This window comes from Microcoleus sp. PH2017_35_SFW_U_B, from assembly GCF_020737865.1.
In the GTDB taxonomy this organism is placed as follows: domain Bacteria; phylum Cyanobacteriota; class Cyanobacteriia; order Cyanobacteriales; family Microcoleaceae; genus Microcoleus.
Map to the genome: position 1 here is coordinate 1 of NZ_JAEQDE010000136.1, position 13,286 is coordinate 13,286.

Annotated in this window: 12 protein-coding genes; 3 read left to right on the plus strand and 9 right to left on the minus strand. The window is 43.8% G+C overall.

The window, feature by feature from the left end; all coding sequences use genetic code 11:
- The 4 genes from JGK36_RS30630 to JGK36_RS30645 form a co-directional block, all read right to left on the minus strand.
- A partial coding sequence (locus tag JGK36_RS30630) for an NACHT domain-containing protein (protein ID WP_293198992.1) occupies nucleotides 1-3,057 on the minus strand: 3,057 nt, incomplete at its 3' end.
- A 272-nt stretch (nucleotides 3,058-3,329) separates the two neighbouring features.
- The gene (locus tag JGK36_RS30635; RefSeq protein ID WP_293198993.1) at nucleotides 3,330-3,725 is read right to left on the minus strand and encodes an NUDIX domain-containing protein; all 396 of its coding nucleotides are present in this window, start codon (nucleotides 3,723-3,725) and stop codon (nucleotides 3,330-3,332) included.
- A gap of 63 nt (nucleotides 3,726-3,788) precedes the next feature.
- Nucleotides 3,789-3,974, minus strand: a complete 186-nt coding sequence (locus JGK36_RS30640) for a CopG family transcriptional regulator (protein ID WP_293185950.1) — start codon at nucleotides 3,972-3,974, stop codon at nucleotides 3,789-3,791.
- Nucleotides 3,975-4,058: 84 nt separating this feature from the next.
- The gene (locus tag JGK36_RS30645) at nucleotides 4,059-4,247 is read right to left on the minus strand and encodes a hypothetical protein (RefSeq protein WP_293185949.1); all 189 of its coding nucleotides are present in this window, start codon (nucleotides 4,245-4,247) and stop codon (nucleotides 4,059-4,061) included.
- A 197-nt stretch (nucleotides 4,248-4,444) separates the two neighbouring features.
- Between JGK36_RS30645 and JGK36_RS30650 the strand changes: the two genes are divergently transcribed.
- The 3 genes from JGK36_RS30650 (at nucleotide 4,445) to JGK36_RS30660 (ending at nucleotide 6,154) form a co-directional block, all read left to right on the plus strand.
- The gene (locus tag JGK36_RS30650; protein ID WP_293185947.1) at nucleotides 4,445-4,678 is read left to right on the plus strand and encodes a hypothetical protein; all 234 of its coding nucleotides are present in this window, start codon (nucleotides 4,445-4,447) and stop codon (nucleotides 4,676-4,678) included.
- Nucleotides 4,679-4,830: 152 nt separating this feature from the next.
- Entirely contained in the window at nucleotides 4,831-5,433 is a 603-nt protein-coding gene (locus JGK36_RS30655; protein WP_293185974.1) for a Uma2 family endonuclease, read from the plus strand.
- A 97-nt stretch (nucleotides 5,434-5,530) separates the two neighbouring features.
- Entirely contained in the window at nucleotides 5,531-6,154 is a 624-nt protein-coding gene (locus JGK36_RS30660) for a hypothetical protein (RefSeq protein WP_293185945.1), read from the plus strand.
- An 86-nt stretch (nucleotides 6,155-6,240) separates the two neighbouring features.
- On the opposite strand, the gene JGK36_RS30665 is transcribed toward JGK36_RS30660, so the two are convergent.
- The 5 genes from JGK36_RS30665 to JGK36_RS30685 all read right to left on the minus strand — a co-directional run bounded on the left by JGK36_RS30665 (nucleotide 6,241) and on the right by JGK36_RS30685 (nucleotide 13,164).
- Complete coding sequence (locus JGK36_RS30665; RefSeq protein WP_293185944.1) at nucleotides 6,241-7,305, minus strand: NAD-dependent epimerase/dehydratase family protein; 1,065 nt, start codon at nucleotides 7,303-7,305, stop codon at nucleotides 6,241-6,243.
- A gap of 222 nt (nucleotides 7,306-7,527) precedes the next feature.
- A complete protein-coding gene (locus tag JGK36_RS30670) occupies nucleotides 7,528-8,184 on the minus strand; it encodes a Uma2 family endonuclease (RefSeq protein ID WP_293185943.1) in 657 nt (218 codons plus the stop codon).
- A gap of 217 nt (nucleotides 8,185-8,401) precedes the next feature.
- Nucleotides 8,402-9,202 (minus strand): glycosyltransferase family 2 protein, encoded by an 801-nt coding sequence (locus tag JGK36_RS30675; protein WP_293185942.1) that lies wholly within the window; start codon nucleotides 9,200-9,202, stop codon nucleotides 8,402-8,404.
- Between the two features lie 3 nt (nucleotides 9,203-9,205).
- Complete coding sequence (locus JGK36_RS30680) at nucleotides 9,206-10,945, minus strand: hypothetical protein (RefSeq protein ID WP_293198994.1); 1,740 nt, start codon at nucleotides 10,943-10,945, stop codon at nucleotides 9,206-9,208.
- A 218-nt stretch (nucleotides 10,946-11,163) separates the two neighbouring features.
- Nucleotides 11,164-13,164 carry a chromosome partitioning protein ParA gene (locus JGK36_RS30685; RefSeq protein WP_293185938.1) on the minus strand — a complete coding sequence of 667 codons (2,001 nt, stop codon included), beginning with the start codon at nucleotides 13,162-13,164 and terminating at the stop codon, nucleotides 11,164-11,166.
- Nucleotides 13,165-13,286: the final 122 nt, after the last annotated feature.

The window sequence follows — 13,286 nt, forward strand, 5'->3', positions numbered from 1 at the left end:
TTGGTCATCACTGCCGCTAGCCAGAGTTTTACCGTCTGGACTAAATGCGACTGAACGTATCAAATCGCTGTGACCTTGCCAAGTTTGGAGGCATTCACCAGTTTGGCAATCCCATAACTTTACAGTTCTGTCATCACTGCCGCTAGCCAGACTTTTAAAGTCTGGACTAAATGCGACTGAACGTATCAAATCGCTGTGACCTTGCCAAGTTTGAAGGCATTCACCACTGTGGCAATCCCATAACTTTACAGTTCTGTCACCACTACCGCTAGCCAGAGTTTTACCGTCTGGACTAAATGCGACTGAACGTATCAAATCGCTGTGACATTTACAGGTCAAAATTTCTCTTCCACTAGCAACTTCCCAACAACGAACCACGCCATCAGTACCACCTGTAGCTAAAAGTTTGCCATCAGGACTAAATGCTACTGCAAAGACTGTACTGAAACCCTTGATAAAAGTACAATCACTCAAATTCGCCCCAGCAAAATTGACACGCCGCAAACTAGCATCAGAAAAATCAGCACCTTTAATTACAGCCCCCGATAAATCTCTCCCTTCCAAAGCAGCATTATCAACCTTCACCAATACCGTCGCCGCATTTCCACCGATATAACCAACTTCCTCCTCAGTTTTACCTTTCGTCGCCTCCAAAATTTCCAACAGTCTCGACTTAACCTCACCCACAAACTCAGTTTTTGAAAGCATCGGCACCAACAAATCCATCACCGCTTTCGTCAAAGGTTCCCGCCCAAAACTGTTGCGAAGTTGCCCTAAACTTTCACTCACAAAACCCTTCAAAGCCGGAATCGGTACAATATCGCCCGCATTATCCGCCTGACGGCTAAAATACCCCGACCAAGTATAATTTACCGACTCAACAGAATTATCCAAAGACAATTGTGCCTGCGATAACCCCGTAAAATCAGCAGGCAAAACTCCCAACTCCGCCGCCAACTTATACGCTACAAAAAACTCCAAAAGCGACCTATGTGCCGGAGAATAATCCCCCTCAGCATTGCGAATTAACATGGTTTGACCCATCATGTCGTAATGCCAGTGGTCTAAGTCCTTTTCTGCTTGCACCGCAGCCCCAAACAAGCGGCGAATCCTGTCTGGAAACAGCCGATAATTCAAACTCATCTGGTCAGTTGATAGCATTTCCCAGGACAGTTCGCACAGGAAAAATAGTTTATCTGCCAGCGATGTAAACGTCCTTTCTGCCTTGATATCCCGTTCCATCTTCCGGCGCACCGCATACAAATATACCCGCGACATATCCACGGGTTTACCTGCTTGAATATCCGGCAATGATTCTAATATCAATTCCGCCATCACCGGCCTGCGCGCCAAATCCAATAACTGCGGACTGTTTATCACCTGTGCCACAGTTTCGGCATCGGCTTGGTGAGACAATACTTGACGAATTTGCTCGTCGTCGAATGCTGCTAATTCCAATACTTCAAACTGCGGTGTTTCTCCGCTGAGATTGGCAGTCGAAGCTTTTAATTCCGCATTCAATAAAGCGCGTCCTTCTTTGGCTTCTGGAAAGTGTTCTGTCCGGCAGGTTAAGATTACTTTCGCACCGGGAACAATCACCTTTGCTAGTTCCCAGAAGTTGTTAATTGTTTGTTGTCGATCGCACTTCGCGGCCATTTCATCAAATCCGTCAAAAATCAACAGCAACTTCCCCATCCGATTCAGTTGATCGAACACCTCACTATTGAGGCGGATATTGTGCTGAGTAAAGAAGAAACCAGCCAAAACATTCTCAACATTCAAAGCTTTTGCATAGTCGCGCAAAGTGATAATTAAAGGCAACCGAGGCCGTTGAGTTCCTCTTTCCTTTGCCAGTTGGTAGCGCTGCAAAGCCGTCCAAGCATAGTGAAAAGCAAACCAAGTTTTCCCCGTCCCGAATTCGCCCAAAATCGAAATATGTTCTTTCGTCGGATCGTCCATCCACACGTCGATATAACCGTCAATCCAGCCGTCCTCTTCGCCGTAATAACTGGCATCAATTTGTCGCTTGTTAGCGCCATCGAACTCAGCTTTCGTACAACCGAGAGGCACGTATTTGCCATCGATTTGCCTGCGCTTAACTTCATTTTCCAACCAGTCGATATAGCCGCTAAAATCCGCATCCACATCAATCAATTCATCAAAAGTATAACAATCGAGATGGCGATTTTCTGGTTTGTCAACTTCCTTGCGGGCTGCTTTGGAAATCCGGCGCGCCGTCACCAGCCAACCTTCATCGGTTTTTTGCTTTTCTACCGACTGTCTCAGCGCCCCGACATCTTGAATTCCCGCTTCTCCCGCCATGCCGCGAATCAAAATGCGATCGAATCTGCCCCGCCTCACCGGAATCCGAATAATCCATTCAAAATAGCTATCTTCCCAAACCTGATACGGCTCAAAATCGTAGCCCAATATTTCAAACCAACCGCGCATCTGCTGCGCCAAAGCAAATTCTTGGGATTTTGCCGCAGTTTCTGTTGCTGCTGGTAAAGCCGGAGTATTTTCAACAGCCAATCGCGCCATTTCGGTGCGAATTCCTTCTAAAGTTGGGAGTCGATCGATCCTTTCTTGAACTGCTACAATCTGTTTGTGGACTGAATCAATCTGATGATTCGTCAAAGCTTCTTTCGGAGTGCGGGTGCGCTTGGTGACGGCGATAAAAACTGCGGAAAAAGCAGCAAATTCGCGCCGAATGTCAATCCCTAAATCTTTAATTTTATCTCCCAAAGCATAGGTATCGAGAAATTCTTCTCCTTGTGTGAGAAAAATAGCCGGAGAATTGCGATCGAATGCTTGGCGAAAAGCTTGTTTAATTTCTGATTCCCGGAACAGTTCTAAAATTGGCTTGGGTTTGCCGACGCCGTATTCTACTAAAGTGTAAGCGTAAACGCTGCTGAAATCCGGCAGCGGGTGTTCGGGGTCGAGGTTAAATTTTTTGAGTAATTTGATGACTATTTCGCTGCGCTGAAACTTATCTTTAATTATAGGATTGGCGATGCTGGTAATCGCGCTGATAATCGGATCGAGAGGGATAATCATGTTGGGATTTTGAGGTGATTGGTGGGAGAAGAAAGAAGACGGCGGTTGAAACCGCGCCTACACAAACGAAGTCCGCCTCCGCGGACTGAAGAAAATAACATAATTGTAACCGTTCTTCAACCCGCGGAGGCGGGTTTTGTCTGTATAGACGCGGTTTCAACCGCCCGGTCTTCTAATAACATCAATATCCTCACGTTAGTTTCCGCAAATCCTGTTCGAGTGAAGTACGATCGCCCTTCAATGTAGCTTTTACCAAATCTTTAACCACAAGATTACTCCTGCGTCTTCAGCAAAACCGCGCTGCGCCCAGCGTAGGCGTCATGGATGCGTTCGACATGACTCGAAAACGTGTTGATAGGCAACTCCGAGGGCAGATACCACTTGATGTCATCTGCTTCTTCCGTCGTGTGCAGGCTACCCCCAACGACTTCACAGCGGAATGTAAACACCAAGTCCGATCGCACTGGTATAGCATAAATGCCGATCGCACCTATGACCTTAACCAGCAAACCAACCTCCTCTTCCACCTCACGGACAACCGCAGCCCACGGAGTTTCTGCCGCCTCAACCCTACCACCAGGCAAGTTCCAAGCATCCCTATCGGTGCGATGGCACAGCAGTACCTTGCCGCCGCTGTCAATAATCGCAAAAGCACCAATGGTGTGCATGGTTGACAAGCCTAATTGTTTTAATGAGTAGCAATGAAATTTTCAGTGAAGTGCGATCGACTTTCACTGCTGTGTATCCTGTTTTGCCTCAGTTTGCTGCTGTTGACGGTCTTCCAGTGCTTTGTCGATCGCCTTGCTAACAATCCATGAAACAGAACGTTCTTCAGAAGTAGCCCATTCCTCAAGAGCCTCCTTTTTTTCCTTGGTTACATACACAGCTATCAACTCAAGCTTACGCTTCCCGCCCATTAGGTTTTTCTCTTTTAAATTGACTCACATTTTAACTTCGATCCAATCTTTAACCAACTCACAGAGCGTTAATAGCTGTTGGATTCATTCTTTCACCTCCGGTGTAGAGGCTTGTTGCTGTTCTTGACTTTGATACTCTTTAACACTTTTTTCAATCAGCTTTCCAGCCAGCCAAGATACGGATCGCTCGTCTTTCTCGGCCCATTCCTCTAATGCTTTGGCTATTTCAGGAGGGACGTAAGTGGTTACTCGTCTGAGGTTCTTCGGTGGCACGATCGTCTTTTTCTCATCACTGCTTTCTTTAACATTCTAGTTTTGCACGTTACCTCTTGACATAGGTTTACAAGCTATGTTAGCTTATCACAAGCGTACACCCAAGACCAAACCCCCACCGCTTCAGACTGCAATCGAGACGCGGCAGGGGTTTGGACTCCCACATTCAGGAGATAACCCTATTAGGAGATAACTGTATGATACCAACTCCCAAGTCCGTTCCCGAACTACTGCGCGAAGAAATTCCCAACGCGCCCGCCGACAAAAAACCCGTCCGCTTGCTGCTGTGCGGCACTCCCAAGGGCGTCAACTGGATCGTAGATATCCTGCAAATCTTGGGTTTTGCCAAGGTTGAGGAATGGAGCCCGCCTCTGGCCTCGCCGATTAGCGGTGAGATCATGCGGATTTTGACCCGCTATTTTGCTGAGTAGAAATTGATGGTGATGGCGATCGCCGATTGGAGCGATGGCTGTCACCTACGAACTTTGAATTGTTATAATAAAAATTGCAAATTGTCCTATGTTTTGGGCTTTCTGAGATGAGGATTAATTTGCTAAAACAGCATCAATTTTAGGAAAAAATGATGGTAGAAACCAACTCATCGGCTGATATTGCACTCAATATTCCGCCTGCACTAACGCTCACCGTTACCCGCGAACAGTTTGTAGAATTAGCGATCGCCAACCGAGAGTTACAATTAGAACGCACAGCAACAGGAGAATTAATCGTGAACCCACCAACCGGAGGCGAAACAGGATATCGAAATCTGGATATAGAAGGGCAAATCTGGCTGTGGAATCGGCGTACTAGACTCGGTAAAGCATTTAATTCTTCTACTGGTTTTCACCTGCCAAATGGGGCCGATCGCTCTCCCGATGCAGCTTGGGTGTGTCAAGAAAGGTGGGATGCACTAACCCCAGAACAAAAAGAAGGTTTTATTCCGTTAAGCCCAGATTTTGTGGTGGAACTCCGTTCTAAAACTGACAGAATCAAACCGCTGCAAGATAAAATGCAAGAATACATGGAAAACCAGGTGCGGTTGGGTTGGTTGATAGATAGAAAAAACAGAAAAGTGGAGATTTACAGACAGAACCAAGAATTAGAATTGCTGGAAAATCCTGCAACTTTGTCCGGCGAAGATGTGTTGCCTGGTTTTGTCTTGGATTTGACAGAAGTTTGGGGATAAATGATGAATTTTGTTAAGGACAGGAAATTACTCATTCGACCGGCTTAGAAAAATTGATATATAATGTACAAATAAACAGATTGTGATTGAAAACACTATGACCAAGCAAAAAATCTTACAGGAAGGTCGAGAATATACCTTTCGTTCATACTTTGACTTACCTTATGAAACCGATCAAATTTTAGCAGAATTTGATTACTCACTAAGCAAAGGAAGGTTATCTTTACCGAAAACAACTAGACAGTTAGATAGACTGATAGAGCTGAGAGATAAAATAGAAGATATCCTTCCCTTAGTCAGTCTCAGCAGCGAAATAGCTAGAAGAGAATCCTTAGTATCCCCCGTACTTCTGGATCTGATCCGATACTGTCAATGTCAACTGCGATTTGAGTATACTCTCAACGTTAATAGCTGGTTAAAGGGAAATTTAGATTATCTCGTGAAGTCAAATCAAGAGTTGCTAGTTATTGAAGCAAAAAACGACGATATGACTAGAGGATTTACTCAACTAGCTGTACAATTAATTGCTATGTCGCACGTGGAAGACCAAAATATATTTTACGGTGCTGTGACAATGGGAGATGTCTGGCGATTTGGCAAGTTAGATCGAAATCAGCAAACTATTTTCCAAGACACTCATTTGTTTAGAGTACCTGACGATTTAGACGATTTATTTAAAGTAATGGTGGGAATTTTAGACGGGGATGAAATTTCGCGGTAGGGTGCGTCGCTTGCAGTCACTCAACTAGGTTCAAAAATTATCTTAGCGACGCACCTTACTATTAAAAATCTGCGATTGAAAAATCCCTACAAAATCGAACTTAAAACCACTTCATTAGCAGCAATCCAATCATAAATATCCTGCAAAGCCGCCTCCGGCCCAATCATAGGGTGCCATCCAGTCTTCTCCATCACCCTAGAAGAATCGGTAATAAAAATCGGAATATCCCCCGCCCGTTCCTCCAAAACCGGATTAATTGTAATAGACTTTCCCGTAATTTTTTGGCACAAATCAGTTGTTTCAACTAAAGACAGACTGTTGCTCAAACCACCACCAACATTAAACACTTCGCCGTCAAATTCCGCAAAATGTTCCAACTGATAATTGACTAATCTCAGCAAATCTTCAACGTGCAGCAAATCCCTAACTTGTTTACCACTGCCGCCAAAACCGATATAATTAAGCGACCTTTGAAAATAGTGAGCCGCCACCCACAAACCGCAAACTCCCTGATCTACTTTCCCCATTTGCCAAGCACCGGTAATTAACCCGCAGCGGTTGATAATTGCCTGCACGTTGTATGCTTCCCTGTACTCCTCAATCAGCAATTCCGACGCTAATTTAGTTGCTCCGTAAAGCGAGCGGTGTCCTTTTAGTGGGAAATCTTCTGATATGCCTAACTCCGATATACCGGGTAATGTTTGCTCTGGGGCGATCGCAAATCTATCATCCAACTCCAATAACTTGATAGACTTGACAGAGGCGATCGGATAAACCCGACTCGTAGACAAAAACAGCAAACTCGCACCAGTCTGTCTCGCCAACTCCAAAACATTCACAGTACCCAGCAAATTCGTCTGCAAAACGTACTGAGGCGAACTAAAACCCGCCAGCACAGAAGGCTCCGCAGCGCAATCTATAATACAATCAGCATTGAGTGCCACTGGATCTAAATCAGCCGCCGTGCGAATATCCCCGTAAACAAACTGAATCCCGCAACTTTTAAGCCTAGGCAAATTCAATTCCGAACCCCGGCGGCGCAGGTTATCCAAACAAATTATTTGCCATTCCGGGTGAAGTTTTTTCAGGCCAATTGCCAAACAACTGCCGATAAAACCCGCACCGCCCACAATTAAAATTCTCTCAGGCATTGACTCAACTTTCTTAGAGGATTAATTACTGCTGTTAAATTGTGTTGAGGTATAGCCTTTATCAAAAAGATGAGGTATGACTGTAAATGGAGTTTTTGATGCGACCTCGCTTACTATATAATAAATATAAGAGGGCTGAAGCCCAACAACGTACCTCACCTATCTGAGAAAGGCTATATGTCTCGCATTAAAACTTAATCATCTGTCAATTAATTTTGACAGCTATTCTGGTTCAATGCCCAAAGCCCGCAACTGATTTGCTAAACGTTCGACTCGCTCTTGGGCTTGCAGTGCAGCTTCCTCTGGCGTAGCAACTAACTCACCGTCTGGGGTAAAATAACGCAATTTCCCATCGTGAATTCCCAGATATAATTCTAGTACCTCACTCCACAATCTACCAAATTCATTGGCAAGAATAGCTTGATATTCTTGACCAATTAAACGAAAACCAGCAAATTCCAAATCTTCAGGATCGAACCAAAAGTATTCGGGCGTTCTAAACCGATTTTGATATAATATCTTTTTTTCGTTGCGATCGACTCTGGCGGTAGAACTAGATAGCAATTCTATAATTAGATCGGGATATCTCCCCTCTTCTTCCCAAACTACCCAGGAACGACGCGGACGTTTTTCGGTATCGGCGATCAGAAAAAAATCAGGGCCGCGAAAATCCCGATTTTTCAATTGTTGCTGGCTGTAGTAAACCGTCAGATTTGCTCCAACAAAAAAGTCATTGCGATCGCGCCATTGCCATTCCAAACAGGCAACTAATAATGCTAATTGAATATAATGTAGGGAACTTTCCATTTCTGGCTCATCACTTTCAAGTTGACTGGCATCTGGCATCAATCTTGCCATTTCTTGGGCTGTAAAAACCATGACTTAATCCTCTCAATTTAGTATATCTTTTCAACCAAATTTCCCCATAGCCTCCTAAGTTAAATTTTACCGCGCGATCGCACTTTTGAGCGATTTGACCATTTTTTCGTAACCATTTCGCAGGTTCCGCCCGTTACCTAAGTTGCAGTCCCGATTTTGGTACGCAGTAGTATCAGCATCAAAGTATCAATAGCTGCGGTACCAAAATCATTAGTCATCATTCCTTCGCAGTCAAGACTTCACTCCTTGACTTAGGCAACAAATCTAATTTCAACTCATTCATCTTTCTTGTTCGGTGGTAGTCGCCGCGAGAGAGATGTTTTTCCAGCCAGACATACAAGACAATAAACAAATATCGACTGCCCATCTCTTTAATCTTCAACTTAGAAATACCAGCAGTCCGATTGTACCATCTCAGAGGAATCACCGTATAGGAAAAACCCCGGACAATTGCTTTTAGGGGAAGTTCGACAGTCAAATTAAAGTGATGGCTCAAAATCGGTTGTATACCTTCAATCACTTCTCTGCGATATAGTTTAAAAGCATTCGTGACATCGTTGTAACGCAAGCCGAAAATACTTTTGACAAACCAGTTTGCTAAGCGATTAATTCCTAGTTTGTGAATTGGATAATCAACGACAAACCCGCCTTTGATAAATCTGGAACCGAAAACGCAATCATATCCTGCTTGCAATTGGCGGTATCCTGCTACCAAATCCATCGGATCGTCGGAAGCATCCGCCATCACAATCGCCACAGCATCGCCTTCAAATTCTGCCAATCCCCGGCGCACGGCAAATCCAAAACCGTTGGGAGGTTGATTGTTGATGTATCTAACTGTGGGGAAAGTCTCTGACAATTCCTGGCAAATGTCAACGGTTTTATCCGTACTATTGTCATTCACAATCAAAATTTCGTGCGGAATCCCTTCTAAATCGAGCGTCTGGGCTAAAGCCCGCACAGTACCATCCAAACAGCCCTCTTCGTTGTGGGCTGGTATAATCACCGAAATTTTCACTCCTCATCCTCCGCGCAACTGGACAAATTGGTTGTCCACAGGATTATACACCCAAGCTTTGATATCGGTTTGGGCGATCGCCAAATCGCCACCAGACACATCAACCGCCCACCTCGCATTATTGTACAACTGTGATTTCAAAGTCTTAGCAATATCGGGACTGTCCAAATTTACATAAGCGTTAGCAAAAAAAGATTTTTTATCGCCGACAGATAGCAGTACAATATTCGGCTGTTTCCTATTTTCTGGCAAAACCACCCAACCAGCAGCTTTCAATAATTTATCGCCCGTTGGAGGTTGGTCTAAATAGCCGTAAACTTTCTTGGTATTAGGAATAAAATCTACATTTTTGGCGAACTTTCTCCAACCAAATTTATCGAGAATAGCAGCACCATCTCTCACCAGCCAAGTTTTTTTGCTCAACACTCTCAAACAGCTTTCCGGCGAATCATTGAAAAACTTCGACGGTTCGAGATAGTTAATTAACTGCAAACAATCTTGAGCGCCTTGTTTGTAAATAAGTGCAGAGCTAGTTTGGACGATCGCCTGCTGAGAATTAACAATAATTATACCAATTAATAGCCCTGAAACTCCTCTAAAAATCAATTTATAGTTGAATTTCAACAGAGCTTTTGTTTCTCGAATAAACAATTGTCCTAGCTGAACCAAAGCAATTAACAGCAAAATCGAATTAGTCGTATATCTAGAAGATTCGATCGCCTGAATTGCCCCAAAATTAGCCCTACCAGCCGTAATAAACAAAGCCGACAAAACCGAAAACAAACCTATTGACAGCCAAGGTAAAGCCTGATGTAGCAATCCCAAATCAATTGTGGGATGGGCATCTTGCCCGTCCCCACCCAATCCCAAATTAGTTAATAGAATCTTCTTCCCAAAATGCCATACAAAAAATCCAAAAGTTGTAAATATTACCAATCCTACAAATGCAGAAAGTCCAGGTGATCTAACAATTGGCGAACCCAATAAACTCAAAAAATAATCAATTACCACCAGCGGCTTATTCAACAATGCAATAATACTTGTTTTACGGCTAGGATGATAATCAATTGAGTAAATAGCACAAGTTGCTGCAAACAGCAATATCCATACAATTAATCTTCTTTTTTTCTGTACTCGATTTCCCTCCAAAGCCACCACAGCCGGAACCGCCACAAACCAAGATAGCAAACCTTGAGCCAGAGAAAAACTAGCAATAAAACAGAATATAGCAGCAATAGAAATTCTAATATTAGGCAATAATTTGTGAGTTGAAACCAGCGCATAAACCGCAGCTATAAAACACAGATTTACAAAAAACCAAGCTAATTGAAATCCCCAAAGCCAGTTTTCATGTTGAACCAGGGAGAAAAGTAAAATACAAGTTAAAATATTAGCTAAATGCCACAAATTATCCCCAACATTCTTAACCTGCATCGAGGATAACTTGTACATAGTCATAAAAGTTATCCCAGCCAAACCGATGCTGAGACACAACTGATAATTAATATTCCATCTGGAAGCAAAAACCAGCACAGCGATAATTAATTTCGGAAAGACTATGCGGTGGTTGCTGTGCAAAGCCCAAAAATCGTTAAACGTTACACTTCCCTGAGCTATTTTCTCAAACAGGCTAGCCAACCTCCACTCGTCATCAATGGGTACGTTAACGCTAAAAGTGGCTACAAACCCGATTAAAAGGACAACAGGAATCAGATATAGCGTAAATAAAATACTTTTTTTCATGAATGTGCGATCGCACCAATTGCCATCACTATTTTATATTAATACCGTTAAATCATTCTCATCAAGTTTGTAGTGAAGACTTTAGTCCTCATAATTTGCGGGAATTAGGATTAAAGTCCTCACTACGAACCGGGCTAATTAGGACTAAAGTCCTCACTACAAACCAGTCATCAAGTTTGTAGTGAGGACTTTAGTCCTATTCAATTCTGTTAACCGAATTACTTAACAGTCTTGAATGTATCCAGTTTGCCAGTAAATCGGTTGATAAACATCTGCAAAACAGTTCGCTTGCCGATATTGATATTAGAACTTACCGCCATTCCCGACTGCAAGTTAACTTCCTGTTCATTTGGCTTGCCCTTGTTCAAAATAAACTTTTGAGTCTTCAGCTTAATTTTGGTTTTGAAAGCGTAGTATTTCCGGAGTTCAGTAGGAGGTTCAGCATCGCTGCTAATCTCTTTCACTTCACCCTCAGCAGTACCAAACTCCAGCGCAGGGAAAGCTTCAACATTTATATCCACAGGTACGCATTGGTATTTTGTCAAACCCAATTTCTCTCTATTAACTTCCTTCTCAGGACACAGGCAGCTTTTACCTTTTTCGCAGTCAATCTTTTCTCCATCTAATTGTTTGCCGTGATATTTTTCTAATTTTTCTCGCTTGTTTTTCATACCATCCAAAACAAGAGCTACGTTGCTATTTTCCAGGTAAACAACTGCTTGCAAGCCGTTTTCATCATCCAAAACCTTGAGCAGCTTCTCTGTTTGCTGCGCTTCGTAATAAGCTTCTTCGCAGCGTTTGGGGCGCGGTTCCCCAGGCTTCACCACTGAGTTAATAATGGATTGGCATATCGGATCTTTTGCTAGATCCAACTTCGCATTCTCCTTCTTAGAAGGTTTCAAATCGAAGATAACGCCGGATACGGGAGCCTTCATAATTTGAGTATCGCGGACTTGCTGGGCTTTTTCTAGCTGAGCATTTACTTCGGACAGCTTTTTCAGGTTTTCTACTTTAAAACGGCTGAGTTGAGAATCGCTGCTGGCAATTTGTTTCTGGTTTTCAGCAATTTTGCTGTAAAGTTCTTTTGCCCAGGCATCCTTGGTGTTTTTCAACTGTTCTTGGGCGCGGGCGATGGACTCCTGAATGCGCGCTTGCTCTCCTTGCTGGCGCTGTACTTCAGCGGTAATTTTTTGGATGTCACCTTGACGCGCATTAATTTCGCCTCGGCGTGTATTTATCTCACCTCGGCGGGTGTTGATTTCGCCTTTGCGGGCGTTGATTTCGCCTTCGCGCTGTTTGATTTGATCTTGCTGTTTCAGAACGTCGCTTTGGCCTCTGAAAACATCTTGTTCCTGTTTTTCTCTTTGCAGTTCAGCGATCGCTCCTTGCTCTACCAGCGGGCCTAGTCTGCCCAAAATGCCTTGATTGGACTTCAATACTTGTTGGGATTTGGCTAACTGTTCGTCAGCCAAATCTTTCTGAGCCAGAGCTGATTTGACTTGCTCTTGGGAAGAGGCTAACTGCTGCTGAGAGTAATTTAATTGGTTCTGAGCAAAACCCAATTGTTGCACTGCTACATTCATTTGATCGCCGGCGGCTTTCTCAGCATTTTCAGCTTGCTTGAGTTGTTTGTCCAACTCCTGAACTTGCCCTTGGGCGGCGGCTACCCGAGACAGAAATTCCGATCGATAATTAACATACAGTCCTTGCTGGGTGGCATCAAAATTTCCGTTGGCTCCCCGGTTAAGGTACAGCTCGTCAATCAAAGCTTGCAGCACTTGATTTTGTGCAGCAAGGCTCTGTCTGTCTTTGATTGTGGATTCTAGGTTGGAAGGAATAGGGCCTTGAACTTTGCCGCTGACGACATCTTCGTAAAATTTATTTTCCTTTTCCAGCGCTTCTTTAGTTTTCTTAATCGATGTTAAATCAGCACTGGGTGCAAGGGGGTTGAAAGTGAGCAGGGGCTGGTTTTTTTCTACCCGATCGCCATTTTCGACGTGCAGCCTCACCACAGCGCCCGTAGCAGGCGCTTGGATGTCTCTAGCACCATCTTTGAGTTCCAATTGGCCGACAGCGGGGACAGCTTGCTCTACGCTAGCAAAATAAGCCCAAACTACGGCAGAAGTGGTCATCAGCATGATCGTCCACAAAAACAAGCGCGACCAAATCGCTGGTTTTTCCAGAATGACTGCTTGTTCAGAAAGGATTACCGATTTCATAGCCATATGTTATTTGGGTAATGGGTAATGGGGAATTGGGAATTGGGAATTGGGAATTGGGAATTGGGAATTGGGAATTGGGAATTGGGAATTGGGAATTGGGAATTGGGAATTGGGAATTG